Source organism: Streptomyces viridochromogenes (assembly GCF_001270495.1).
Taxonomy (GTDB): domain Bacteria; phylum Actinomycetota; class Actinomycetes; order Streptomycetales; family Streptomycetaceae; genus Streptomyces; species Streptomyces viridochromogenes_A.
In genome coordinates, this window is record NZ_LGUR01000265.1 from 28484 (window position 1) to 54157 (window position 25674).

24 protein-coding genes, 1 tRNA gene and 1 pseudogene are annotated in these 25674 nt (G+C 70.4%); 11 read left to right on the forward strand and 15 right to left on the reverse strand.

Annotated elements, in window-relative coordinates; translation table 11 throughout:
* Positions 1 to 105: 105 nt before the first annotated feature.
* From ADK36_RS43605 to ADK36_RS43615, 3 genes are read right to left on the reverse strand one after another with little or no spacing between them, the layout of a single operon-like run.
* On the reverse strand, positions 106 to 1053 hold the full coding sequence (locus ADK36_RS43605; RefSeq protein ID WP_048586469.1) for a MerR family transcriptional regulator: 948 nt from the start codon (positions 1051 to 1053) through the stop codon (positions 106 to 108).
* A 44-nt stretch (positions 1054 to 1097) separates the two neighbouring features.
* Positions 1098 to 2855 carry an SDR family oxidoreductase gene (locus ADK36_RS43610; RefSeq protein WP_048586470.1) on the reverse strand — a complete coding sequence of 586 codons (1758 nt, stop codon included), beginning with the start codon at positions 2853 to 2855 and terminating at the stop codon, positions 1098 to 1100.
* An 8-nt stretch (positions 2856 to 2863) separates the two neighbouring features.
* Positions 2864 to 3715 (reverse strand): M24 family metallopeptidase, encoded by an 852-nt coding sequence (locus tag ADK36_RS43615; protein ID WP_048586462.1) that lies wholly within the window; start codon positions 3713 to 3715, stop codon positions 2864 to 2866.
* A gap of 269 nt (positions 3716 to 3984) precedes the next feature.
* On the opposite strand from ADK36_RS43615, the gene ADK36_RS43620 reads away from it, so the two are divergent.
* From ADK36_RS43620 to ADK36_RS43645, 6 genes are all read left to right on the forward strand, one after another.
* The gene (locus ADK36_RS43620; RefSeq protein ID WP_048586463.1) at positions 3985 to 4974 is read left to right on the forward strand and encodes an ABC transporter ATP-binding protein; all 990 of its coding nucleotides are present in this window, start codon (positions 3985 to 3987) and stop codon (positions 4972 to 4974) included.
* Complete coding sequence (locus ADK36_RS43625) at positions 4964 to 5881, forward strand: ABC transporter permease (RefSeq protein ID WP_048586464.1); 918 nt, start codon at positions 4964 to 4966, stop codon at positions 5879 to 5881. Before ADK36_RS43620 ends, ADK36_RS43625 begins: the two co-directional genes overlap by 11 nt.
* Positions 5878 to 6789: an ABC transporter ATP-binding protein gene (locus ADK36_RS43630; RefSeq protein WP_048586465.1), complete on the forward strand. Its 912-nt coding sequence runs from the start codon at positions 5878 to 5880 to the stop codon at positions 6787 to 6789. The genes ADK36_RS43625 and ADK36_RS43630 overlap by 4 nt, the downstream gene beginning before the upstream one ends.
* Positions 6790 to 6800: 11 nt before the next feature.
* Complete coding sequence (locus ADK36_RS43635; RefSeq protein WP_048586466.1) at positions 6801 to 7520, forward strand: ABC transporter permease subunit; 720 nt, start codon at positions 6801 to 6803, stop codon at positions 7518 to 7520.
* Positions 7521 to 7643: 123 nt separating this feature from the next.
* A complete protein-coding gene (locus tag ADK36_RS43640) occupies positions 7644 to 7886 on the forward strand; it encodes a hypothetical protein (protein ID WP_048586467.1) in 243 nt (80 codons plus the stop codon).
* A 308-nt stretch (positions 7887 to 8194) separates the two neighbouring features.
* Positions 8195 to 8281 (forward strand) — tRNA-Ser (locus ADK36_RS43645).
* Between the two features lie 512 nt (positions 8282 to 8793).
* Here the strand turns inward: ADK36_RS43645 and ADK36_RS43650 are convergent.
* The 9 genes from ADK36_RS43650 to ADK36_RS43690 all read right to left on the reverse strand — a co-directional run bounded on the left by ADK36_RS43650 (position 8794) and on the right by ADK36_RS43690 (position 19086).
* A complete protein-coding gene (locus ADK36_RS43650) occupies positions 8794 to 9612 on the reverse strand; it encodes an HAD family hydrolase (protein ID WP_048582300.1) in 819 nt (272 codons plus the stop codon).
* On the reverse strand, positions 9609 to 10886 hold the full coding sequence (gene serS / locus ADK36_RS43655) for a serine--tRNA ligase (RefSeq protein WP_048582299.1): 1278 nt from the start codon (positions 10884 to 10886) through the stop codon (positions 9609 to 9611). Before serS ends, ADK36_RS43650 begins: the two co-directional genes overlap by 4 nt.
* A 660-nt stretch (positions 10887 to 11546) precedes the next feature.
* Positions 11547 to 12479, reverse strand: coding sequence for a prephenate dehydratase (pheA, locus tag ADK36_RS43660; protein WP_048582298.1), 933 nt, complete (start codon positions 12477 to 12479; stop codon positions 11547 to 11549).
* Positions 12480 to 12579: 100 nt separating this feature from the next.
* Positions 12580 to 13947, reverse strand: a complete 1368-nt coding sequence (efeB, locus tag ADK36_RS43665; RefSeq protein WP_048582297.1) for an iron uptake transporter deferrochelatase/peroxidase subunit — start codon at positions 13945 to 13947, stop codon at positions 12580 to 12582.
* An 8-nt stretch (positions 13948 to 13955) separates the two neighbouring features.
* Complete coding sequence (locus ADK36_RS43670) at positions 13956 to 16055, reverse strand: copper resistance CopC/CopD family protein (RefSeq protein ID WP_048582296.1); 2100 nt, start codon at positions 16053 to 16055, stop codon at positions 13956 to 13958.
* Positions 16056 to 16068: 13 nt separating this feature from the next.
* Complete coding sequence (locus ADK36_RS43675; RefSeq protein ID WP_048582295.1) at positions 16069 to 16539, reverse strand: copper chaperone PCu(A)C; 471 nt, start codon at positions 16537 to 16539, stop codon at positions 16069 to 16071.
* Positions 16536 to 17189 (reverse strand): SCO family protein, encoded by a 654-nt coding sequence (locus ADK36_RS43680; protein ID WP_048582294.1) that lies wholly within the window; start codon positions 17187 to 17189, stop codon positions 16536 to 16538. The genes ADK36_RS43675 and ADK36_RS43680 overlap by 4 nt, the downstream gene beginning before the upstream one ends.
* 97 nt (positions 17190 to 17286) lie before the next feature.
* On the reverse strand, positions 17287 to 18036 hold the full coding sequence (locus tag ADK36_RS43685; protein WP_048582293.1) for a YcnI family protein: 750 nt from the start codon (positions 18034 to 18036) through the stop codon (positions 17287 to 17289).
* Positions 18037 to 18234: 198 nt separating this feature from the next.
* Positions 18235 to 19086, reverse strand: a complete 852-nt coding sequence (locus ADK36_RS43690; RefSeq protein ID WP_053201557.1) for a hypothetical protein — start codon at positions 19084 to 19086, stop codon at positions 18235 to 18237.
* A 222-nt stretch (positions 19087 to 19308) separates the two neighbouring features.
* On the opposite strand from ADK36_RS43690, the gene ADK36_RS43695 reads away from it, so the two are divergent.
* The 5 genes from ADK36_RS43695 (at position 19309) to ADK36_RS43715 (ending at position 23403) form a co-directional block, all read left to right on the forward strand.
* Entirely contained in the window at positions 19309 to 19758 is a 450-nt protein-coding gene (locus ADK36_RS43695; protein ID WP_030047594.1) for an ATP-binding protein, read from the forward strand.
* Between the two features lie 99 nt (positions 19759 to 19857).
* Entirely contained in the window at positions 19858 to 20490 is a 633-nt protein-coding gene (locus ADK36_RS43700) for a peptidase inhibitor family I36 protein (protein WP_048582291.1), read from the forward strand.
* Positions 20491 to 20519: 29 nt separating this feature from the next.
* On the forward strand, positions 20520 to 21449 hold the full coding sequence (locus ADK36_RS43705) for a hypothetical protein (RefSeq protein WP_159391263.1): 930 nt from the start codon (positions 20520 to 20522) through the stop codon (positions 21447 to 21449).
* A 167-nt stretch (positions 21450 to 21616) separates the two neighbouring features.
* Entirely contained in the window at positions 21617 to 22558 is a 942-nt protein-coding gene (locus ADK36_RS43710) for an intradiol ring-cleavage dioxygenase (protein WP_048582289.1), read from the forward strand.
* A gap of 11 nt (positions 22559 to 22569) precedes the next feature.
* Positions 22570 to 23403 (forward strand): triphosphoribosyl-dephospho-CoA synthase, encoded by an 834-nt coding sequence (locus ADK36_RS43715; RefSeq protein ID WP_048582288.1) that lies wholly within the window; start codon positions 22570 to 22572, stop codon positions 23401 to 23403.
* Here ADK36_RS43715 and ADK36_RS51720 read toward each other — a convergent pair.
* The 3 genes and pseudogenes from ADK36_RS51720 to ADK36_RS43725 all read right to left on the reverse strand — a co-directional run bounded on the left by ADK36_RS51720 (position 23378) and on the right by ADK36_RS43725 (position 25607).
* Positions 23378 to 23557 carry a hypothetical protein gene (locus ADK36_RS51720; RefSeq protein WP_425315302.1) on the reverse strand — a complete coding sequence of 60 codons (180 nt, stop codon included), beginning with the start codon at positions 23555 to 23557 and terminating at the stop codon, positions 23378 to 23380. The two genes, ADK36_RS43715 and ADK36_RS51720, sit on opposite strands and share 26 nt — an antisense overlap.
* A gap of 281 nt (positions 23558 to 23838) precedes the next feature.
* Positions 23839 to 23994, reverse strand: a pseudogene (locus tag ADK36_RS49775) (GntR family transcriptional regulator); the annotation flags it as partial.
* Positions 23995 to 24122: 128 nt separating this feature from the next.
* Complete coding sequence (locus ADK36_RS43725; RefSeq protein WP_048582287.1) at positions 24123 to 25607, reverse strand: aminopeptidase P family protein; 1485 nt, start codon at positions 25605 to 25607, stop codon at positions 24123 to 24125.
* Positions 25608 to 25674: the final 67 nt, after the last annotated feature.

Below are 25674 nucleotides of genomic sequence, written 5' to 3' on the forward strand. Positions count from 1 at the left end.
AGAGGCACGAATCACGCGAACGATTTCGCTCCGGATGTTTGGTCCACAAGCAAGTGCGGTTATCCACAGGGGAATTGGCGATTCTGTGGACAACGAGCCGTCGATTCAAGGGGTTTCGCCAAGATCAGCTGATGAGCAGTGATTTGAGGCGAGTCGGTCCAAGTTCCGTGCGCGCACTTCCCGTTCGGCGGCCAGTGTGACGAACGCCGCCGCATGCTCCGGGCCAACCAGGCTCTCGACAGCCCGCATTGTCTCCTCGGCCAAGGGCACCGTTCTAGTCCGGTTCCGATGCTCCGGCGTCTCGTCTGCGCCCAGGTGCCGGCGCAGGTGGCGCACCGCCAACAGGCGCATCGCACGGGCGAGTTCCGCGTCCACGGTGTGCTGGGCGAGCGGGCGCAGACGTCGTATGAGCGAGGCCGCTTCGGCCGCCTCCGCGTCTGTCGGGTGGTGCGGCCCGTCGAGGTAGCGGGCGAAGACATGTTCGGTGGTGAACTCCAGGAAGCGGGCGGCGATGTGCTCGACCTGGCCTCTCAACTCCCTTAGGTGGGCTGAGATCGCGGACAGCGGTACCCCGGATGCGTGCAACTCGACTGCCACAGCGAGCTCTTGAGGGCTCGGAACGACGAACGAGTCCTCGTCGTCGGCGACCGGCTCCAGCACACCGAGCTCCACGGCCTCGGCCACCGCCGCGTCGTCGGGGGCGCCGCCGAAGCGCCGGTCCAGCTCGGCGCGCGAGATCCGTACCGGCTCCTCGTCGGTCCAGGGCCCGTCCACCTCGGCGACCAGCCCGAGCACCCCGCCGAGGCCACGACCGGCGTCCCAGGCCTCCAGGAGCTCCTTGATGGAGGCGAGGGTGTAGCCGCGGTCGAGAAGGTCGGCGATCTGGCGTAGCCGGACGAGATGGGTGTCCGCGTAGAGGTTGGCGCGGCCTCGGCGCTCGGGGCGGGGGAGCAGGCCCCGGTCCTGGTAGGCGCGGATGGTGCGGACGGTGGCACCGCTGAGGTGGGCGAGATCCTCGATCCGGTAGGCGGGTGGAGCTGGTCCCCCGGCCATGTCGCCGACCGCACCGCGCTGTTCGGTCCGGCGGTCCACCTCACTCATAGCGGTGGCTCCAACCGCGCGATCCTGCGCAGCGCCCTCGGCGTGAACCTCGACATGAGATACGCCCCACGCGCCTCCGGTGTCACCGGAACAACGGCCTCACCGCGTACGACCGCCCGCAGGATCGCGTCGGCGACCTTCTCCGGCGGGTAGTTGCGCAACCCGTACAGCCGCGCGGACTTCTTCTGGCGCCTCTTCTCCTCCTCGGCGTCGACCCCGGCGAAGCGCGCGGTCGAGGTGATGTTGGTGTTGACGATGCCGGGGCAGATCGCGGTGACGCCGATGTCCTGGCCGGCCAACTCCGCGCGCAGGCACTCGCTCAGCATCAGTACGGCCGCCTTGGAGGTGCTGTAGGCGGGCAGCACCTTGGAGGGCTGGAACGCCGCCGCCGAGGCGGTGTTGACGATGTGGCCGCCCTGACCGCGCTCGGCCATCTGCCTGCCGAACAGTCGGCAGCCGTGGATGACGCCCCACAGATTGACGTCGAGGACCTTCTTCCAGTCCTCCGGTGTGGTGTCGAGGAAGGAGCCGGACAGGCCGATCCCGGCGTTGTTCACCAGGACGTCCACCACGCCGTACTCGGCGGCGACCTTCGCGGCGAGCTTCTCCATGGCCTGCTCGTCGGAGACGTCGACGGTCTCCGCCCAGGCTTCGGGCGCGCCGATCAGCCGGGACATCTCGGCGGTGCGGGCGGCGGCCTCGGCGTCCCGGTCGACGGCCACCACACGTGCGCCGGCCTCGGCGAACGCGTACGCCGTCGCCCGTCCGATGCCGCTGCCGGCGCCCGTGACCAGGACGAGCTGCCCGCCGAAGCGGTCGGCGTACTTGCCGGTCGCCGTCACCCTTTCCGGTCGCCCGCCCTCCACGGACGTCACGAACTCCGTGATCCAGGCCGCCAGTTGGTCGGGTCGGCTGCGCGGTACCCAGTGCTTCGCCGGAAGCGTGCGCCGGGTCAACTGCGGAACCCACACCTCCAGTTCGTCGTAGAGACGCTCCGACAGGAAGGCGTCCCCGAGGGGCGTGATGAGCTGCACGGGCGCGTGGGCGTACGCGTCCGCGCGCGGACGGCGCAACCGGGCCCGCACGTTGTCCCGGTACAGCCACGCCCCGTGCGCCGCGTCCCTCGGCAGCGACGAGGTCGGATAACCGCCGCGGGGGACCTTCTCCACGCGCTCCAGGATGCGCGGCCAGGTCTTGCCGAGGGGGCCGCGCCAGGCCAGTTCGGGCAGCACGGGCGTGTGCAGCGCGTAGACGTACCAGGACTTGGCGCCCTGGCCGAGGAGCTGCCCGATCCGGCGCGGGGTGGGACGCTTCAGGCGCCCGCTGATCCAGTGCCCGAAATGGTCCAGGGACGGTCCGGACATCGAGGTGAAGGACGCGATCCGGCCCTCGGTGCGCTTGACCGTGGCGAACTCCCAGGCCTGCACCGAGCCCCAGTCGTGCCCCACCACGTGCACGGGCCGATCCGGGCTGACCGCGTCCACGACGGCCAGGAAGTCGTCCGTCAGCTTCTCCAGCGTGAACCCGCCGCGCAGCGGCTTCGGTGCCGTCGACCGGCCGTGACCTCGGACGTCGTACAGCACAACATGGAAGCGGCCGGCCAGCCGCGGCGCGACGGCGGACCACACCTCCTTGCTGTCCGGATAACCGTGCACGAGGATCACCGTCGGCTGTCCGGGGTCGCCCAGCTCGGCCACGCACAGCTCGACCCCGCCGGTCCGCACCCTGCGCTCGCGCGCGCCCTGAAGAGTCACCGGCTCCGTCACTTCTCCTCCGCCCAGCGCCGCACGTGCGGCAGATCGTCGTCCAGCCAGAAGGCGCTCTGTTCGGGGTCCGCGGAGTCGGTGACGACCAGGATCTCCTCGAACTTCGCGCCCGTACCCCTGAAGCCGAGGTGCGGCTCGACCGCCCACAGGCCCGGCTGCGGCGGGTGGTCGGAGAAGCGGTACGGCGACCACAGCGGGGACCAGCCGTCGCGGTGACCGCGCAGCGCGTCGCTCGCCAGCCCTTTCAGGGACTGGGTACCGAACCCGAAGACATGGGGTGACCAGCGGCGTTGTCTGACCCGGTCGACCTTGTGCGCGATCACGCCGAAGGGATAGGCGCGGTGCCGGTTGGCGTAGCCCTGGCGGACCATGAGCCGGTCCACGTCCTCGTAGATCTCCCGCAGCGGCCGCCGCTCGCGCACCTCGCGCAGGATCAGCTCCCGGTGTGCCTCCAGGTCGGCCATCAGCTTGTCCTGCACCGGGTTGATGCCGAGCGAGCCGGAGTAGCCGATGTCGGCCGTGTAACCGTCGTACACAGGGGCCATGTCCAGGATGAACGGCATCCCGGGCTCCAGCCGGCGATTGGTGGGGAAGAACTGCAACGGGATCCGGAAGTTCACGAACGCTGTGCGGTCCCCGAACCAGGCGAAGGGCAGATGAAACCAGTCCCGCACCCCGCGCTCACGCAGCCACTCGCGCTGCATCCGCGCCGCCTCGCGCTCGGTGATGCCCGGCTCCAGCTGCGCCGCGACCGCCTCCGCGCACTCGTACGCCAGCTGCTGGACCTGTCGGAACCCGCGCAATTCCGCTGATTCCATGGAGAGTTCGCCTGTCACCGCCGTAGTCATGCCACCGCCCCACCTTGTCCACACTGACTGCGGTACGTGCCCGTAACTTGACACTGGCGAATGTGACAGTTGTTAGAGGCTGCGTCAATAGCGGTGCCTCGGGCTGTGGAAAACCACGCGGACGCAACCCCGCAGATGTGCAGAACCAGGGTCGCGTTGTTCGACTCAGGGCTGACCCCTAGGGCCCCCTAGTCCTGGAGTCTGACCCCAATACAGCTCTGCGGGGTGACGACCGGCGTGGTCCGCGTCACTACCTTCGAAGCGTGACTGTGATCGCGACCGAAAGCCTGAGCAAGCGGTTCCCCAGGGTGACCGCGCTTGACCGGCTCTCCGTGGACGTCGGGCCCGGTGTGACCGGACTCGTCGGAGCCAATGGAGCCGGCAAGTCCACACTGATCAAGATCCTGCTGGGTCTGTCCCCCGCCACCGAGGGCCGAGCCGAAGTGCTCGGTCTCGACGTCGCCACCAAGGGCGCCGCCATCCGCGAGCGGGTCGGGTACATGCCGGAGCACGACTGTCTGCCGCCCGACGTGTCGGCCACCGAGTTCGTCGTGCACATGGCCCGGATGTCCGGCCTGCCGCCCGCCGCCGCGCGCGAGCGCACCGCGGACACACTGCGCCACGTCGGTCTGTACGAGGAGCGCTACCGCCCCATCGGCGGCTACTCGACCGGCATGAAGCAGCGCGTGAAGCTGGCCCAGGCCCTGGTGCACGACCCGCAGCTGGTCTTCCTGGACGAGCCGACCAACGGCCTCGACCCGGTCGGCCGGGACGAGATGCTCGGCCTCATCCGCCGTATCCACACCGACTTCGGCATCTCGGTCCTGGTCACCTCCCATCTGCTGGGCGAGCTGGAGCGCACCTGCGACCACGTCGTCGTCGTGGACGGCGGCAAGCTCCTGCGCTCCAGCTCCACCACCGACTTCACCCAGACCACTACGACCCTCGCCATCGAGGTCACCGACACCGACGACCACCCGGACGGCACCCGCGCGGTCCGCGACGCGCTCCACGCGCGCGGGGTGGACGTCCTCGACGGCAGCGGCGGCCTCCCCGGCGCCGGGCACATCCTGCTGCTCACCGCGCAGGGCGACGAGACCTACGACCTGGTGCGCGACGTGGTCGCCGACCTCGGCCTCGGCCTGGTGCGCATGGAACAGCGCCGGCACCACATCTCGGAGGTCTTCACCGATACCGAGCAGGGCAGCGAGCAGAGCACCGAAGCACAGCGGAAGGAGGCGGTCGGCCATGGCGGTTGAGCAGCCCATGCGGACACCGGTCACCCAGTCGGGTGACCAGACCCGTATCCACAACATCGGCTACCGCACCTACGACGGCCCCCGCCTCGGCCGCTCCTACGCCACGCGGTCCCTCTACTCGCAGTCCCTGCGCGGCGCCTACGGCCTCGGCCGGTCGGTGAAGTCCAAGGTGCTGCCGATGCTGCTGTTCGTGGTGATGTGCGTCCCCGCGGCCATCATGGTCGCCGTCGCGGTCGCCACCAAGGCCAACGACCTGCCCCTCGACTACACGCGCTACGCGATCGTCATGCAGGCCGTGATCAGCCTGTACATCGCCTCGCAGGCACCCCAGTCCGTCTCCCGCGACCTGCGCTTCAAGACCGTACCGCTGTACTTCTCGCGGCCCATCGAGACCGCCGACTACGTACGCGCGAAGTTCGCGGCGCTGGCCTCGGCGCTGTTCATCCTCACCGCGGCCCCGCTGCTGGTGCTCTATGTGGGCGCGCTGCTGGCCAAGCTCGACTTCGCCGACCAGACCAAGGGATTCGCGCAGGGACTCGTCTCCGTGGCACTGCTCTCGCTGCTGTTCGCCGGCATCGGCCTGGTCATCGCGTCGGTCACCCCGCGCCGCGGCTTCGGCATCGCGGCCGTGATCGCCGTACTGACCATCTCCTACGGCGCCGTCTCCACCCTCCAGGCCATCGCCGAGGTGCAGAACAGCTCGGGCGCCATCGCCTGGATCGGCCTCTTCTCGCCGGTCACGCTGATCGACGGCGTGCAGTCCGCCTTCCTGGGAGCCACGTCCGCCTTCCCTGGCGGAGTCGGCCCGACCAACGGGGAAGGCGCGGTCTACGTGCTCGTCACCCTCGGCCTGATCGCCGCCGGCTACGGCCTGCTGATGCGCCGCTACAAGAAGGTGGGACTGTGACCACGCTCCAGATCGACCACGTCTCCCGCTGGTTCGGCAACGTGGTCGCCGTCAACGACATCACCATGACGATCGGCCCCGGCGTCACCGGCCTCCTCGGCCCCAACGGCGCCGGAAAGTCCACCCTCATCAACATGATGGGCGGCTTCCTGGCCCCCTCCACCGGCACGGTCACCCTCGACGGCCAGCAGGTGTGGCGCAACGAGTCGATCTACCAGCACATCGGCATCGTCCCCGAGCGCGAGGCGATGTACGACTTCCTCACCGGCCGCGAATTCGTTGTCGCCAACGCCGAGTTGCACGGTCTGGGCGCCAAGGCCGCCCAAAAGGCCCTGGCCACGGTCGAGATGGAGTACGCGCAGGACCGCAAGATCCAGACGTACTCCAAGGGCATGCGCCAGCGCGTGAAGATGGCGAGCGCCCTCGTGCACAACCCCTCACTGCTCCTGCTCGACGAGCCCTTCAACGGCATGGACCCGCGCCAGCGCATGCAGCTCATGGATCTGCTGCGACGCATGGGCGACGAGGGCCGCACGGTGCTGTTCTCCTCCCACATCCTCGAAGAGGTCGAGCAACTCGCCTGGCACATCGAGGTGGTCGTCGCCGGGCGGCACGCGGCCAGCGGCGACTTCCGCAAGATCCGTCGCCTGATGACCGACCGCCCGCACCGCTACCTGGTGCGCTCCAGCGACGACCGCACCCTCGCGGCCGCGCTGATCGCCGACCCGTCGACGTCCGGCATCGAGGTCGACCTGGCGGAGGGCGCGCTGCACATCCAGGCCGTCGACTTCGGCCGCTTCACCACCCTGCTGCCCAGGGTGGCGCGCGACCACGGCATCCGCCTGCTCACGGTCTCGCCGTCGGACGAGTCCCTCGAGTCCGTCTTCTCGTATCTCGTCGCGGCGTAGGAGGCCGAAAGATGTACGACCCCACAGTCGCCCGGCTCACCTATCGAGCCCTGCTCGGCCGCCGCCGGGCCCTCATCCTCGGCGCGTTGCCGCTGCTGCTCATCGGGATCGCCGTCGTGGTGCGCGGCCTCGCCGGCGCCGACGACCAGACCGCGTCGGACCTGCTCGGCGGGCTGGCGCTCGCCACCATGGTGCCGATCATCGGCGTCATCGCCGGCACGGGCGCGATCGGACCCGAGATCGACGACGGCTCGGTGGTGTACCTGCTGTCCAAGCCGGTGAAACGGCCGACGATCATCTTCACCAAGCTGATCGTGGCGATCGCCGTGACGATGGTGTTCTCGGCGCTGCCCACCTTCGTCGCGGGCCTCATCCTCAACGGCAACGGCCAGCAGATCGCCGTCGCCTACACGGTCGCCGCGCTCGTCGCCTCCATCGCCTACGCCGCGATCTTCCTGCTGCTCGGGACCGTGTCCCGGCACGCGGTCGTCTTCGGGCTCGTCTACGCGCTCGTCTGGGAGGCCCTGTTCGGCTCCCTGGTGTCCGGCGCGCGCACCCTGAGCGTCCAGCAGTGGGCGCTGGCGGTGGCTCAGAAGGTCGCCGGCGGGGAGATGGTGCGGTCGGACGTCGCACTGCCCACGGCGACGGTCCTGCTGGCGGTGGTCACCGTCCTCGCGACCTGGTACGCGGGGCAGAAGCTGCGGACGCTGACGCTCGCGGGTGAGGAGTAGGCGCGCGAGATAAGCAAGAGCCAAAGAGCCGGGCCCTTACCGGGCCCGCTCTTGACGGGGGCTTCACCTCTGTCCGGGCACACTGGGTCAAAGAGGATGCGCTGTAGGAACTGGAGGACAGCGATGGCAGGCGGCAGCGCGCAGCACGAGGATCGGGAACAGTCCGGGGACGACACCTGGAGCAACTTGGTCCTGGACGACGACTTCATACGCGAGGCCGAGACCGCCGAGCCGTCCGCCCGGGCCCGTATGCTGGCCGCCCGCTGGCGCCGTGAGGCGCCCGAGCCGCAGCCGTGGCGCTCCGACGAGCCGCCGGCCGGTTGGTTCTTCAGCAAGGGGCGCCGACGCAAGTGGCGCCGCCGGTAAGGGGCGTACGCCGCCTTTCCGGGGGCTTCTCCAGGGCAGTCTGTCCAGGGCCTTTAATCAGTGGCGCCCAACTCGCCGCACAGGCACAGTGGTTGTGTCCACCCCGCCGGACGGCGAGTTCGGCGCCACATTCTGGGAGAGGAGCACGACGATGTCCATGCACGGCAGTACGTCGAGCTCCCGACAGGGCAGCCGGCGGCGGGCTCCGGAGTAATCGCTACCCCTCCGTAGAGTCCGTACCGCACGGGGAGCTGCCCGGGGCGGCCGCTTCGAGCACGCGATGTCGCTCTCGCGTGGGTCGCCCACCCGGAGGATTGGCCGAGTGGTAAGGCACTGGCTTGCTAAGCCAAGGTCGGGTGTGAAAGCCCGCGCACGTTCGATTCGTGCATCCTCCGCGAGACGTTGCCACTGGGGCTGGCCGTGGTGCAGGGCTTGGGGCGCCTTGAACGGGCACCCGGCGCTGCAGGCCGTGCCCACCCGTTCCGCCCTGCGGAACGACTGCCCTCGGCGGGTGCGGAGTGGGTACGACAGCCGGGCGGGTGCGTGGCCCCCCGCGACTGCGCCGGTGGGTGCGGAGCAGGTACGACTGCCCTCGGCGGGTGCGGAGTGGGTACGACAGCCGGGCGGGTGCGTGGCCCCCCGCGACTGCGCCGGTGGGTGCGGAGCAGGTACGACTGCCCACTGCGGGTGCGGAGCGGATACGACAGGCGGGCGGGTGGGGGCCCCAGGGCTGCCTCGGCGGGTGCGGAGTGGGTACGACAGCCGGGCGGGTGCAGGGCAGATACGCGTGCCGCAGCGGGTGCGGAGCAAGTACGACCTCGACGGGTGCGGGGTGGGTACGACAGCCCCGGGCTGGCGCAGAGCAGATACGTCAGCCCCCGGCGCGAGAGCAGATGTGACCGCTCTGCTAGCCGAGCAACCGTTCCAGCACCACCGCGATCCCGTCTTCCTCGTTGGAGGACGTCACCTCGTCCGCCACCGCCCTGAGTTCCTCGTGAGCGTTGGCCATGGCGACCCCGTGGGCCGACCAGGCGAACATCGGGATGTCGTTCGGCATGTCGCCGAAGGCGATCGTGTCCGCGGCCTTGAGGCCCAGACGGCGAGCCGCCAGGGACAGGCCGGTGGCCTTGGACAGGCCCAGGGGCAGCAGCTCGACGATGCCCTCGCCCGCCATCACCACCGTGACGAAGCCGCCCGCGGCCCGGCGGGCCGCCTCGGCCAGCTCGTCGTCCGACAGCTCCGGATGCTGTATGTAGATCTTGTTCAGCGGGGCGGACCACAGATCCGACGCCTCCGTGAACGGGGTCGACGGGAGCGCGCCCGTGACCGCGTAGCCGGGGCCGACCAGCACATCGCCGTCCAGGCCGTCACGGCTCGCCGCCAGGAACAGCGGCCCTACCTCCGCCTCGATCTTGGCCAGGGCCACACCCGCGAGCTGTCGGTCCAGCGTCACCGACGTCAGCAGGCGGTGCTGGCCGGCGTCGTACACCTGGGCGCCCTGACCACAGACGGCGAGGCCCTCGTAGCCGAGGTCGTCGAGGATGTGGCGGGTCCAGGGGGCCGCCCGGCCCGTGACGACGATGTGCGCCGCACCCGCCGCGGTGGCTGCGGCGAGCGCGTCACGGGTGCGCCGGGAGACCGACTCGTCGGAGCGCAGGAGTGTTCCGTCGAGGTCGGTCGCGACCAGCTTGTACGGGAACCCGGCGACAGGAGAAGCGGCGCTCACTTGGCGACCGGCTCCAGGACCTCTCGGCCGCCCAGGTACGGGCGCAGCACCTCGGGCACCCGGACGGAGCCGTCGGCCTGCTGGTGGTTCTCCAGGATCGCCACGATCGTGCGCGGTACGGCGCACAGGGTGCCGTTGAGCGTCGCGAGCGGCTGCACCTTCTTGCCCTCGCGCATGCGGACGGACAGGCGGCGCGCCTGGAAGCCGTCGCAGTTGGAGGCCGACGTCAGCTCGCGGTACTTGCCCTGGGTCGGGATCCACGCCTCGCAGTCGTACTTGCGGGACGCCGACGCGCCCAGGTCGCCCGAGGCCACGTCGATGACCTGGAAGGGCAGATCGAGGCCGGTGAGCCACTGCTTCTCCCACTCCAGGAGCCGCTTGTGCTCGTTCTCCGCGTCCTCGGGGGCGACGTACGAGAACATCTCGACCTTGTCGAACTGGTGTACGCGGAAGATGCCGCGCGTGTCCTTGCCGTACGTGCCGGCCTCGCGGCGGAAGCACGGCGAGAAGCCGGCGTAGCGCAGCGGCAGCTTGTCGGCGTCGAGGATCTCGTCCATGTGGTACGCGGCGAGCGGGACCTCGGAGGTGCCGACCAGGTAGTAGTCGTCCTTCTCCAGGTGGTAGACGTTCTCCGCGGCCTGGCCGAGGAAGCCGGTGCCCTCCATGGCGCGCGGGCGGACCAGCGCGGGGGTCAGCATCGGGATGAAGCCGGCCTCGGTGGCCTGGGCGATCGCCGCGTTGACGAGCGCCAGTTCCAGCAGGGCGCCGACGCCGGTGAGGTAGTAGAAGCGGGAGCCGGACACCTTGGCGCCGCGTTCGACGTCGATGGCGCCCAGCGCCTCGCCGAGCTCCAGGTGGTCCTTGGGCTCGAAGCCCTCGGCACCGAAGTCGCGGATGGTGCCGTGCGTCTCCAGGACGACGAAGTCCTCCTCGCCGCCCACGGGGACGTCGGGGTGGACGAGGTTGCCGAGCTGTGCCGCGAGGCGCTTGGTCTCCTCGTCGGCGTCGTTCTGCGCGGCCTCGGCGGCCTTGACGTCGGCCTTGAGCTGCTCCGCCTTCTGCAGGAGCTCCGCACGCTCCTCAGGGGTGGCCTTGGGGATGAGCTTGCCGAGCGACTTCTGCTCGGAACGCAGCTCGTCGAAGCGGACGCCGGACGACCTGCGCCGCTCGTCGGCAGACAGGAGGGCGTCGACGAGCGCGACGTCCTCTCCACGGGCGCGCTGCGAGGCGCGCACTCGGTCGGGGTCCTCACGGAGCAGGCGAAGGTCAATCACGCGCTCAAGGCTACCGGGGCGGGGTGACAGCCCACGACTCGCTATTCCGAGCCGCGGCTTACCTTCCGTTATGGGAGAAATGCGAGCTGTGTCAATAAAAGGTGTCTCACTCCCTGGAACGGGGCAGGCGCAAGGCGGCCGGTTGACTCGATTCCCTTGTGGAGAACGGGACTTGGGTCGCGGTTGTCCACAGGAATCCCCAGCCCTCGAAGAGTTATCCACAGGGTGTGTGGATGAGCTGTGGACGTCGGAATCGATCACTCCGTAACGTGCCGAGCAAGTCGAGGATTCCCAGGACAAACCCTTGTCATCCCCACGTTCGAGTGGAAAGCGGTCGCCCCAAAGGATTGCCCAAAGGAAAAGAGTGGACGAAGGGTGACTTGCGTGGCGGTGACCTCCGAGGGGACCTGGAGGCCGATTTATCGACAGAATCACCCTTGCCTGTCGACTTGTCCCCAGGTCGAGAAGAGTACCTGTGGATAACCCCTGTGGATAACGATAATAAGCTAGTAGTACCGGCGGGAAGGCCGTGCTGAAGCGGGCCCCAGGCGCTCGTCATGGCCGCCCGGAACCGCCTGTTACCGGCCGCCCGGAACCACCTTGTTACGGGTCGCACGGACGGCCTGTCACGGGTCGCCCGGCCTGCCTGGCACAGGCGGCTCAGAACCGCCCGTCCTGGCAGCGCGCCACCCAGTCCGCCGCCGACACGAACTCCTCGTCCGACGTCCCGGCACGCGGCGGCCGGACCTCCCCGGGCGTCAGGCCCGCGCGCGGATACGAGCCCAGGAACCGCACCTCCAGGCAGATCCGCTTGAGCCCCATCAACGCCTCGGCCACCCGCCGGTCGGAGATGTGCCCCTCGGCGTCGATGCAGAAGCAGTAGTTGCCGATGCCCGCGCCGGTCGGCCGGGACTGGAGCAGCATCAGGTTGATGCCGCGCGTGGCGAACTCGCCCAGGAGGTCGCGCAGGCCACCGGGATGGTCGTCGCGCTGCCACAGCACGACGGACGTCTTGTCCGCGCCGGTCGGCGCCGCGGGCCGGGCGGGCCGGCCCACCAGTACGAACCGCGTCTGGGCGTTCTCCGCGTCGTGGATCTCGGTCTCCAGGGCCTCCAGGCCGTACCGGGCGGCCGCGAACTCACCGGCGAAGGCGGCGTCGTACTGGCCCTCCTGGACCAGCCGCGCGGCGTCCGCGTTCGAGGCGGCCGACTCCCAGTCGGCGTCCGGGAGGTTCTTCTTCAGCCAGTTGCGCACCTGCGGCTGGGCGGCCGGATGCGCGGAGACCGTCTTGATGTCCGACAGCTTCGTGCCGGGCCGGACCAGCAACGCGAAGGTGATCGACAGCAGCACCTCGCGGTAGATCATCAACGGTGCGCCCGAGACCAGCTCGTCGAGCGTGGTCGTGATCCCGCCCTCGACGGAGTTCTCGATCGGCACGAAGGCGGCCTCGGCCTCGCCTACGCGCACCGCGTCGAGCGCGGACTGCACGGACACATACGGGATCAGCTCCCGGGTCGCGGTCTCGGGAAGCGTGCGCAGGGCGACCTCGGTGAAGGTGCCTTCGGGGCCGAGATAGGCATAGCTCGCTGGCATGACCTCACCCTAATGGGCCTCGTAGGACGCGGCGTACAGATCTCGCCCGGCCGCCGAATGGGGTGAACCGGCGCCGACGTCACCCCTTGCCACGCCCCGGTCACCCCTCCAGCAAGCGCTGCCCCACGTACTCCCCCTCCGCCGCCCCGCCCGGCACCGCGAACAGCCCGCTCGCCTCGTGGCGGATGAACTTCGACAGCGCGTCGCCCCGGTCGAGCTTGCGCTGGACCGTGACGAAGCCGCGCAGCGGGTCGGCCTGCCAGCAGATGAAGAGCAGGCCCGCGTCGGGCACCCCGTCCGCGTCGATGCCGTCGTGGTACGAGAACGGGCGCCGCAGCATCGCCGCACCGCCGTTCTGGTCGGGCCGTGTGATGCGCGCGTGCGCGTTGATGGGGACGACCAGGTTCCCCGCCTCGTCCGTCTTCTCCAGGTCCATCTCGGTCGTCTCGGTGCCCCCGGACAGCGGCGCCCCGTCGGACTTGCGACGTCCGATGACCTCCTCCTGTTCCTTGACCGAAAGCTGCTCCCAGTCGTCGAGGAGCATGCGGATGCGGCGTACGACGGCGTAGGAGCCGCCTGCCATCCACGCGGGGTCCTTCGAGCCGGACTCCGGCACGAAGATCCGCTCGTCGAAGTCGGCCTCGGTCGGCTTCGGATTGCGCGTGCCGTCCATCTGGCCCATCAGATTGCGTGCCGTCATCGCGTGCGCGGTGGCGCCCGGCGACCGGTTGAAGCCGTTCATCTGCCACCGCACCTTGGCGGCCCGGCCCGCATCCTTCTGGATCGCGCGCAGGGCGTGGAAGGCGACCAGGGCGTCATTCGCGCCGATCTGCACCCACAGGTCGCCGTTGCTGCGCGCCTTGTCGAGCTGGTCGGAGGAGAAGTCGGGCAGCGGATCCAGGGCGACCGGCCGCTGCTTCTCCAGGCCGGTCCGCGCGAAGAAACTGTGCCCGAAGCCGAAGGTGATCGTCAGCGACGACGGGCCGGCGTCCCGGGCGACATCCGTGTCGTCCTGCTGCGCCGCCTCGCCCGCCATCAGTCGCCGAGCCGTCTCCGACCAGCGGCGCAGCAACGCCACCGCCTCCTTGCGGCCCGCGCCCGCCGCCAGGTCGAAGGCGACGACGTGGCCGCGTGCCTGGAGGCCCTGGAGGATGCCGGGCTGATGTTTCCCGTGAAACATCACCTGACCGGCGCCCAGCGACGTCAGCGGCGTCGCCTCGGCCGGCCGGGCGGCGTATCCCACGGCCCCGCCGGCCGCACCGAGCACCAGCCCGGTCGCACCGGCGGTTCCGAGCAGCCGGCGCCGCGAGAGACCCTCCTTCAGGGAGGCACTTTCGGAAACGCCGTCATTAAGTCCCGTCTCGGGAGCCTCGCGTGCCGTCTCGGGAGCCCTGCGTGGCGTCTTGGGACTCTGGGCACCCTTGGGACTCTTGGGAGTACGGGCCTCCGGAATGGACTGGTCAGCCATGGTGTGGTTCAGCCGATCTGCGCGTTCTTGGAGACGGTGGTCTGGTCGATGTCGGAGGTCCGTACGGTCACGGCGATCTTCCACTCGCCCGCCATGGGGATCTGCACTCCGCTCGCCGACCAGTGTCCGGTGGAGATGTGGTCGGGGACGACGGGCAACGGCCCGATGTCCTGGGACTCCAGGGTGAAGGCGACCTTCACCTCGGGGATGTCGAAGGCGCGGCCGTTGGGCCGCTGCACATAGACGTGCATCTCGTTGCCGCCCACGCGCGCGGGATCGAGGTCGATCCGTACGACGCCCTCGCCGTCCTCGCCCCCGGTGTCGAAGGACATGTCCAGGGTCAGCGCCCCGGCCGACGACGCGTCGGCGGACGAGGCCGACGTGGCCGCCCTGGCCTCCTCCTCCGTGCGCCCCGGTTCGGTCGACGTCAGCATCGTGGTGACGGCGAGCAGGACGACGGCGACGCCGGCTTCGGCGAGCACCGAGCGGCGCAGTCCGAACCGGTTCGGGTCGGCGTCCCGCTGCTGCTTCTGCCGTGCCGTGTCGATCGCGGCCTGCTGCCGGGCGAGCTGGGCGGCGCGCTGGGAGCCGCCGGCCGTGGAATCGCCGCCCTTGGAATCGCCGTGCTTCTTGCCACCGGCGGCGGTGGAGGTACCGGCCCGGGCGGCGGCGTGCTCCTTCTCGCCCTCGGCCGCCTTCTCATCGCCCTCGGCCGCCTTCTCATCGCCCTCGGCCGTCTTGTCTGCGCCCTCGACCGACTCCGTCTCGCCGCCGGCGGCCTGGTTCGCCTCGCCCGCCGCATTCGCCTTCCCCGGCCTCCCTGGCGTCCCCGCCATCTCCGGCTGCACCACCACGGTCTCCGCCAGCCGCGCCGTCCACCGCCGCGAGATCCACGCGATCCCCACCAGCAGCACCACGAGCCCGATCTTGACCAGCAGCAACTGCCCGTACCGCGTGTCGGTGAACGCCGACCACGACCCGAGCTGCCGCCACGACTGGTAGATCCCGGTCGCGATCAGCGCGAGCACACTGCCGAAGGCGACGCGCGAGAACCGTCGTACGGCGGACCCGTCGAGCGGCGTGTCCGAGGGCGCCCAGTAGAGGGCGACCAGCAGCGCGGCGAGTCCGCCGAGCCAGCTCGCGACGGCCACCAGATGGACGACGTCGACCGGCATCGCGATCCCGGCCTGGAGCCCGGTCGAGGCGTGCTCGGACATCGCCCAGCTCGCCGCGAGCCCCGCCGCCACCACGGTCCCGCCGATGGCGAGCCCGAACGTGAGGTCCCGCTTCTCGTCGTCCTCGCGCTTGTCGTACGCCCCGAACAGCACGGCGATGAACAGCGCCGCCGCGGCGAGCAGCAGCAGCCGGGACACCAGTGCCGCACCCGTCTTGGTCTGCAGCACCTGCCCCAGCAGCTCCAGGTCGAAGATGTCCCCGACCTTCCCGGTGCTGGTGTACGAGCCGCGCAGGAGCAGCAGTCCGAGCGTGGCGGCGGTCAGGGCCAGCCATCCGGAGACGACGAGCCGTTGCAGCGCCCGTACCCCCGCCCCGCGCTGCCAGCAGGCGAGCACGAAGGCGGCGCCGCCGACCATCACGATGAAGCCGGCGTACGACACGTACCGACCGAAGCCGTAGAGCGCGCCGACGATCCCGCCGCCCGCCGTCTGTCCGGAGACGGAGACGGTGGTCTGGGAAGGTGCGCCGATGGAGAAGGTGTAGGCGCCGGCGACGGGATGGCTGTCCTCGGACACCACCTGGTAGGTGACGGTGTACGTGCCGTCGGGCAGGCCGCTGTGGAGTTTCACGGCGTACGTCGTGCCGCTGAGGTTGGCCGGGTCGCCGCGGTCGATGCGCTTGCCTTTGGGGTCGAGCACGCGCAGGGAGTCGTCGGACAGGGCGACCTTCTCGGAGAAGGTCAGCGAGACCTGCGTCGGGGCCTTGTCGACCACTGCCCCCTGCCGGGGGTCGCTGCCGGTCAGCGCGGCGTGCGCGGAGACCGGCCCGGCACCCGCGAGAAGCAGGCCGGTGGCGGCCAGGAGCAGCAGCACCAGGGTCCGGACGCGCGGCGGCACCCCGGTCCGGACGCGGGGGGCGATGGTCTGGGTCAAGGCGATCTCTCCCTCAGTGTCCGGTCTTCGGGCTGTACGTCGCCGACTTCACCGGCATCTCGACCGTGACCGTGCCGGACTTGGCGAAGTGGAGCTTCACGGTCACCTTCTCGCCCTGCTCGGGCTTGCGCTTCAGCTTCTCGAACATCAGATGGCTGCCGCCGCTCTTGAAGACGAGTTGGCCATGCGCGGGTACGGCGAGGTCCGTGGCCTCCTGCATCGACGAACCGACGGTCTCGTGGGCGGTCACCTCGCCGGCGTCGCTGGTGACGGAGGTCAACTCGTCCTTCGTACCGCCCTTGTTGGTGACGGTGAGGAAGCCGGCCGCCATGGAGTCGGAGACGGGCTGCGGCATATAGGCGCCGCTGACGGAAAGTTCGGCCTGGGAGGCGCCCTGGGAATCGGCCGGGGAGTCCCCGGAACCGCAGCCCGCGAGGACCAGGGCCCCGGTCAGAACCGCGACGGGCGCGACGAGACGCCTCACGGCTTGGCCCCCTTGATGAGCTTGGGGAGGTCCTTGGTGTAGTCGTCGACGGTCGCCTCCTCGGTGTAGAGGACGTACCCGGCGTCGGTCTTCGGCGAGAACGCGACGACCTGCGTGCCGTGCGTGGAGACCATCTTGCCGTTCTTGTCCTTGTGCGGCGGCTCGATGGAGATGCCGAGGGTGCGGGCGCCGGCCTGGATGGTGTCGAAGTCGCCGGTCAGGCCGACGACCTGCGAGTCGATGCCCTTGAGCCACTTGCCGAGCGCGGACGCGGTGTCGCGCTCAGGGTCGGTGGTGACGAACACCACGCTCAGCTTGTCCTGTTCGGCCTTGGGCAGCTGCTTCTTGGCGACGGCGATGTTGTTCATCGTCAGCGGGCAGACATCGGGGCAGTTGGTGTAGCCGAAGTAGATCAGCGTCGGCCGGCCCTCGGTCTCCTTGCGGAGGTCGTACTTCTTGCCGTTCGTGTCGGTGAGGACCAGGTCCGGCTTCTCGAACGGCTTGTCGAGGACGATGGCCGCCTTGTCCGAGCCGGCCTCCTCGGAGACCACGGTCACAGGCTCGGCGCTGTCGTCGCCGTTGCCGCAGGCGGAGAGGGTGAGGGTGGCGGCGGCGAGCAGGGCTGCCGCGGCGAAGGTCTTCTTACGCATGGCAAGTCTTCTTACGCATAGCAATGTGTCCTAGTTGTGGGAGTTCCGGCGCGCACCGGGGGCATGCACCGGCGCGCGCCGTGAACCGGAGGGGCCGTCAGGCCTCGGTGCGCCGACGGCCGGCGAGCACGCCGTACGCCACGCCCAGCGCACCGACGACGATGCCGACCACGCCCAGGACACGGGCGGTCGTGTCGCTGCTGTCGGCGGGCTCGGCGGCCTCCGTCTTCGCGGAGGCGGCCTCGGCGTCGTCGGAGTCGGAAGCCTCGGCGGAGGACTTGTCGGAGGACGACGAACCGTGGTGGCCGTCCTCGGCGGCGGACAGCGCGAGTACCGGCGCCGGGTTCTCCGGCTCCTCCTGGCCGTCCTGCGGAACCTCGATCCAGCGCACGACCTCCTTGTTGGAGTACGTCTGGATCGCCTTGAAGACCAGTTCGTCGGCGTCCTCGGGGAGCTGGCCGATGGAGACCGGGAACTTCTCGAAGTAGCCCGGCTCGACGCCCTTGCCGTCGGCGGTCCAGGTGATCTTGGAGACCGCCTCGGAGATCTTCTCGCCGTGCATCTCGATCGGCTTGTCGAGCTTGGACTTGGTGACCTCGATCTTCCAGCCGGGCATCGGCTCCGGCATGGCGGAGGCGAGCGGGTGGTCGGTCGGGAAGCTGACCTCGAGCTTGGTGGTAGAGGCGTTGTCGCGCTCGTTCGGCACCTTGAAGTCGACGACCGCGTAACCGCCCTTGGCGGCGGTGCCCTCCGGCTGCACGCTGACGTGGGCGAAGGCGGGGACGGACAGGGCGAGCACGGCCGGGCCGGCGAGGGCGCAGGCGGCGGCGATGCGAGAGGCCTTCATTCGGAGCACTCCACTGTGGGTGAGATTCGAGATTCCGGTGGTGAAGAGGAGTACGCGTGCGCAGGGGTGCCCGATCAGGCGGGACAGCAGCCGGAAAGGCGGAAAGGAGCCGTCCCTCGATCGGAGACTCGGGTACGCGCGCGTGCCGCACGACGGCGGCCCTCATCCCCACTGATGTGAAGTGGTGGTCGCGTCGTGTCAGGCGGCGAGAGTGAAGGCGGTGGCCGGCGGACCGCGTCTGATCACCGTGTGCTGGAGTGCGACGATGTGGGGCTCGGACGGGCCGAACCATCCGGCGCACCGGATGCGCGGGCCCGCCTCGGGTGCACCCGGCAGCCCCGCACGCAGGGCTCGCACCAGCGCGAGCGCCCCGCGCAGGGATCGTATGAACGCCCCCTCGGCGACCGTGTGCGCCGACACCGCGGACATCTCGACGATCCGTAGCAGAGCCAGGTCCCCGCGCCGCAGCAGCCACCCCGCGGCGACCGCCGCGAGAACGTGGGCGAGCACCATGGGCAGGGACGGCAGCAGCGAGGCGGAGAAGCCGGTGGCGGAGTCCGTGACGGAGGGCAGGGCCTCCGCCGACGGGTGCGAGGCGTGCGCCCCGGTGGCCGGGCCGATCCGCGCCTCGCTGAGGATCCGCTGGGCCTGGGCGGGGCTGATCGCCGCCGCGGCGGTCCCGCAGACGAGCCGCGCGGCCTGCTGGACGAGCGCGGCGTCGGACAGGGAAGCGGATGACGCGGAGGAGGACACGGACGACATCGCGCTCGCCCCGTGCTGCCCCAGCCCGAACAGTGTGTGCAGCACGGTCTGGCCGATCGCGAGCAGCGCCGCTATGCCGGGCAGCGAGCGCGCGCGCCCCGCGAACGGCACCGTGACGAGAAGGACCCCCAGGAACCCCGCGCCCAGCGTCCACAGCGGGATCGCGGCGCAGGAGCCCAGCACGTGCCCGACCCCGGCCAGCACGACACAGACCGCGGCGAACACCGCGGCCCGCAGTATCCGGAGATCACTTCCGGAGCGCGTCGTGCGCGGGTGGGGGGCAGTCATGGCGGGCTCATCATCGCACTGGCCTTATGACCGCCATACGGCAGGTCCGCAAGATGACGTACGGCCGGAAGATCACCTTCTGGTGTGGCCCGCCCTCACATACACCGATTCCCGCGTAGACGCATCGACCATATGGGCGGCATCACGTCAATGATGTGCTTACAGCCGGGCACTCGGGGCAATACGTAACGGTATGTCGAGCCGCGGCCAGGAGGCTGGAGCATGAGCATCTGGTGGTCACTCCATCTGCGGCGGGAAGCCGCGAGCGTGCCGCTCGCCCGGCGGTTGCTGATCGGCACCATGGAGACCGCGGGCGTCGACCCCGATGTGTCCTACGACCTCTCCGTCGCCCTCAGCGAGGCCTGTGCCAACGCGGTCGAACACGGCGGCGACACCCCGCCCGACGGCCCTCCGCAGGCCTACCGCGTCACGGCCTACCTGGACGGCGAGAAGTGCCACATCGAGGTCGCCGACGCGGGCCCCGGCTTCACCGCACCTCACCGCCCGCCCCGCCCGGCCACCTCCGACGCCGAGCACGGCCGGGGGCTCTGTCTCATCCAGGAACTCGCCGACCACGTCCAGATCGGCAACAAGCCGGGGCGGGGCGGGGCTGTGGTGAGCTTCGACAAGATCCTCAAGTGGCGGGAAGACGCCCCTCTGGTGGCGGTGTAGCTCTGTAACCGACCTCACGTGTGTCGCACAGGATATAGACAGGTGTTCGACTGAAAGAGTTGACGTTGACCACAGCTCAACTCCACAGGGGGAACACCCATGTTGACCGCACGGACCATAGCCGTCGCCGCCCTCACCGGGGCAGCCGTCCTGACCGTGCCCACCGTCGCGTTCGCCGAACCCGACCCCGACCCGGTCTCGCAGGACGTGCAGCACCAGCGCGACCTCGCCGACGGCAAGCTCGACCCCGACCACCTGCGCCACAAGTCGGAGAAGGACGCGCAGGAAGCCGCCATGGGCATCGACACCACGCCCGGCGCACTCTTCACGACCCGAACCATGGTGGTCGGCAACACCGCCTACTTCGCGCCGGCGGACATGTCGCGCGCCGGTGCGAAGGCGGCGGCCGAGGCGAACAACCTGTGCGCCTTCGGGGACCACTGCCTCTACTACAACTCCGGCGGCCGGGGCGCGAACTTCAAGCGCGTCGACACCAACTCGACGATTCGTGACTACGCCGGCTACAAGTTCCCGGCCGGGCTCGCGGGCGGCGGACAGCCGGTGAAGAACAACGCCGCGGCCGTGCACAACGCCTCCGGTCACTACACCTTCGGCGTGTTCTACAACAGCGGCTGGAAGGGCGACCGGGAGTGGTTCTCTCCCGGTACCGGAGGAAACCTCGACTACGTGAAGAACGAGAACGCGTCGGGGAAGTCGTTCAAGTCGTGGTGACAGGCGCCCGTGTGCGTGCGGTCGCGGCGGTGGCAGCCCTGGCTGCCACCGCCGCGACCGCGGCCTGTACCGCCCAGGAACCGCAAGGCCCGGGGAAGGAATCGCCCACGCGGCACGCCGCGCGGGGCGGGAACGAGTCGACCGGCCCCTCCGTGCCGCGAGGGATGTCGCTGCCGTTGCAGGGCTATTCCCCGACGGACTGGAACGTCCAGGACGACGACCGCGCCCGCGGCATTCTTCTCAACCGGTGCCTGAAGCGTTTCGGTATCACCGCGCACGAGAAGGACCCCGCGCCGATACGGCAGCACGTCGGCCCTCGCACCCTGGTCCAGGTCCGCTACGGCACGCGTGACACGACGTGGGCCGCCGAGTACGGCTATTGGTTCCCCGGCCAGGACGCCGGACGGAACGAGCCCGGCAGGCCGGCGTCGCCGGAAGAGGGCCAGGTGGCCACCGGCGCGGTCACGACGTACAAGGGCACGAGGGTCCCCGACGGCGGCTGCATGGGCGAGGTCGCCCGAACCCTCGACGGCCCCGGCGCCACGAACGCGACGTACGGAGAGGCCCTGGCGGCGGGCAACGAGCTGAACACGGCGTCGTTCCGGTCCACCCGCAAGGAGCCGGCCGTACGCAGAGCGGAGCAGGCGTGGTCGCGGTGCATGAAGGACCACGGCTATCGGCTTCCCGCCGACATCTTCTCGGCCTCGTCGTTGGCCCTGGGCGACGCCGACGGATCGGACACCCGGCCGAAGCCGTCACCGGACAGCACCGAAGTGAAGATCGCCGTCGCTGACGCCGCATGCGTCGGTGAGTCGCGGGTCGACCTGGTCTGGAGCCGAGCCGAGAGCGTCTACCAGCGGAAACGGATGGCCGAGGACCCGGCCGCCTGGGATCGCGTGAAGAAGGTCCTGGACCGGCACTTCAGCAACGTCGACCTTGTCCTCAGAGGGCGGAAGTAGGTGCCCGCGGACAAGTGCGACGCCTCCGACCATGCCGGAGCGCCGCACTTGGACCCGGCCGGCAGCGCGGAGAGCGAGCGCCGCCGACTTCAGTTTCCTCAGGACTCACAGCCGCCGCACAGTGCCACCTCAAGCCTCTGACGGGTGGCGTCCCTAACTTCCTGGCCATGACGGGAAACCACAAGGACAAGTCGATCACCAGGCGCCGTGCGATCGCGGTGACCGGAGGCACGGTCGCGGCGGGCGGGCTCGCCGTCGCGGGTTACCGGGCGGCCTTCGCCGACACCGGCACGACCACGACCGACGCGGCGGCGACGGCCACCACGACCGCCTCGGAGAGCACCGGCTGCATGACGCTGATGTCCAGCGTCACCGAAGGCCCGTACTACCTCGACAACGCCCTGGTGCGAAAGGACATCACCGAGGGCAAGAGCGGCGTCCCGCTGACGCTGCGCCTCACCGTCGTGGACGCCACCGACGGCTGCACCCCGGTCAAGGGCGCCGCCGTGGAGATCTGGCACTGCGACGCCTGGGGCTACTACTCCGGCTACACCACCGCCAACCCCGGCGGCTCGGCCCCCGCCGAGAGCGAGGACGGCTCGACCGCCAACGACAACACCTATCTGCGCGGCTACCAGATCGCCAACGCCAACGGGGTCGTCAAGTTCGAGACGATCTTCCCGGGCTGGTACACCCCGCGCACCTGCCACATCCACCTCAAGGTGCACACGGGCGGCCAGAAGGAGGACGGCACCTACGAGGGCGGCAAGGTCAACTACACCGGCCAGCTGTTCTTCGCCGACGACATCGCCGAGGAGATCTTCACGCTGGAGCCCTACTCGAAGCACTCCGGCAGCTACACCACCCTCGACAACGACATGGTCTATGACGGCGGCGGCGCCTCCAGCGGCCTGCTGACCCTCGAGCCGGTCAAGAAGGCCGACCCCTCCAAGGGCTACAAGGGCTTCCTCACCCTCGGCGTCGACCCCGACGCCGAGAACACCGGCGCGGGCAGCGGCGGCGGTGGGGGCGACGGCGGCACCCCGCCCGGCGATGCCCCGACCGGCACCCCGCCCAGCGGCGCCCCGTCGGCCTCGGCCTCCTCGTAGGAGGTACGGCCATGAGCAGCCGCGAGGACGACGCGCTCGCGCAGGCCGCCGTGACCGCGCTGACCGGGCAACTGGCCCTGGCCCCCAAGCCGGGCCTGCCCGACCCGCGCGACCTCGACGCCCACGTCGGCCGCCGGGACCACCGCATGCTGCGCTGGTCGGCCAAGGCGCTCGCGCCGGGCCTCGCGGCGATGGCCGCCGCCGCCCGGCGCACCGGCGAACCGACGCCCGGGCTCCGCAGCGAACTGGGTGCGATCGGCAGGTGCACCGAGCACTCGGTGCACCTCGCGGGCGGCGGTCACCGGGGCGCCCTGTGGGCTCTGGGCCTGCTGGTCGCCGCGGCCGCGCTCGACCCCCGGTCCGGCGCGCGGGACGTCGCGGCGACCGCCAAGCGCATCGCCGCGCACACCGACAAACGCGCCCCGCGCAGGCCCTCCCGGGGCTCCTCGGTGTCCGCGAAGTACGGCGCCGCCGGGGCACGGGGCGAGGCACGGGCCGGATTCCCGCACGTACGGCGGGCGTTGGACGCCCTCGCCGCAGCCCGCTCGGCCGGCGCCACGGAGGGACAGGCCCGCCTGGACGCCCTGCTCACCGTGATGTCCACCCTCCAGGACACCGAACTCCTCTACACCGCCGGCCCCATCGGACTGCGGCACGTCCAGGCGGGCGCCCGGGGAGTCATGGAAGCGGGCGGTTCGGCGACGGACGCGGGCGCCCAGGCCCTGGCGGCTCTCGACGCCGACCTGCACGCGCGCGCGTGGAGCCCGCGGGGGAGTGCGGGACTGCTGGCCGGGGCGCTGTTCCTGGACTCCCTGCCCGTCAGGGCACCGGCGCGGGCCGCTTGACGTCCCGCCTCGCACGGGTGCCGGCGGCCCACCTCGCCGTCGGCCCCATGGCGTACGACGCCGCCAGCGTCAGGGCGCCCAGCAGCAGCCACCCCGGTGTCCCCCACCCCACCAGCAGCGAGGTCAGGACGAGCGGCCCCAGGGTCCGCGCCACCGTCACACCCGTTCCGAAGAACCCCTGGTACTCGCCCACCCGGCCGCCGGCGCCAGATCGAACGACAGCTGCCAGGACCACGCCGACTGCCCCATCTGGGCGACGACCTGGAGCACCGCCCCGGCGACCAGCACCCCGGCGGCCACCCACGGCGACGCTCCCGCCGACAGCGCGAACACCGCGCACGCCGCCAGCGTCACCCACCCCGACCACCGCACCGCGCGCGTGGCCGACACGAGCCCGGTCACGCCGCGCGCCATCCCCACCTGGAAGACCATCACGGTGTTCCGCGACATCCCGAGCTCGCAGGCGAGCCGCCGGGTAGCAGGCAACCGCTCCCCGGGAGCGAGCCGCCCGTCCCGAACGGCGTCCCGCAGTGACCGTTCAAGCCCTGCACGACGGCCGTCGCCGCCGACCAGTTCCAGATGCAGGTCCACCCCAACCCCCTGGGGGCGCGGGACTGTATCGATATGCGGCTCCGCCGCGTGGGCGCGATCAACCCCCACAACCCGTAGACCGCAACGATGGCCGGACACCCCTTTGGCACCCGGCCATCGATCCAACGTCAGCCCTTCAGCCCGGCCATCCAGCTCTCCACCTCGTCCGACCGCCGAGGCAGCCCGGCGCTGAGGTTCCGGTTGCCGTCGGCCGTCACCAGAATGTCGTCCTCGATCCGCACACCGATGCCCCGGTACTCCTCCGGCACGGTCAAGTCGTCGGCCTGGAAGTACAGCCCGGGCTCGACGGTCAGCACCATCCCCGGCTCCAGCACTCCCTCCACGTACGTCTCCGTCCGCGCCGCAGCGCAGTCATGGACGTCCATCCCGAGCATGTGCCCGGTCCCGTGCAGCGTCCACCGCCGCTGAAGCCCGAGCTCCAGCACCCGCTCCACCGGCCCCTCGACGAGCCCCCACTCGACGAGCCTCTCGGCCAGCACCCGCTGCGACGCGTCATGGAAGTCCCGGTACTTCGCACCCGGCTGCACGGCCGCGATACCGGCCTCCTGGGCGTCGTACACGGCGTCGTAGATCTTCTTCTGGATCTCGCTGTACCGGCCGTTGATCGGCAGCGTGCGCGTGACGTCGGCGGTGTAGTACGTGTGCGTCTCGACGCCCGCATCGAGCAGCAGCAGCTCACCGGAGCGCACGGGCCCGTCGTTGCGCACCCAGTGCAGGGTGCAGGCGTGCGGGCCGGCCGCGCAGATGGAGCCGTAGCCGACGTCGTTGCCCTCCACGCGCGCGCGGAGGAAGAACGTTCCCTCGATGTAGCGCTCGCTCGTCGCCTCGGCCTTGTCGAGGACCTTCACCACGTCCTCGAAGCCGCGCACCGTCGAGTCGACGGCCTTCTGGAGCTCGCCGATCTCGAACTCGTCCTTGACCAGCCGCGCCTCGGACAGGAAGACGCGCAGCTCCTCGTCCCGCTCGGCGGTGACCTTGTCGGTGAGCGCGGCCTCGATGCCGGCGTCGTAGCTCCGTACGACCCGCACCGGACCCGTCGCCTCGCGCAGCTTGTCCGCCAGCTCGCGCACGTCGGACGCGGGGATGCCGTACAGCGTCTCCGCCTCGGTGAGCGAGTGCCGGCGGCCGACCCACAGCTCGCCCTGGCCGTTGAGCCAGAACTCGCCGTTCTCGCGGTCGGAGCGCGGCAGGAGGTAGATCGTGGCCTCGTGGCCCTCACCCTTGGGCTCCAGGACGAGCACGCCGTCCTCGGTCTGGTTACCGGTGAGATACGCGTACTCGACCGACGCCCGGAAGGCGTACTCGGTGTCGTTCGAGCGGGTCTTCAGGTTGCCCGCGGGGATCACCAGACGCTCACCCGGGAACCGCGCCGACAGCGCGGCGCGCCGCGCGGCGGTCTCGGCGGCCTGGGCGATCGGCTCCAGGTCGTGCAGCTCGGTGTCGGCCCAGCCGGACTTCATGTTCTCGGCGAGCTCGTCGGACACGCCCGGGTACAGGCCGTTCTTGCGCTGCTTGATCGGCTCTTCGGACTCGGTCTCCGGGCCCGCTGCGGTAGCAGCAATGGACTCGGCCGGGGTGAGCTCGTCGGCCACGGTCTTCCTCCTCGATACGGCACTGGACCCCGTCCATCGTACGGTCGTGGAGGAGAGCGCCCAGGGC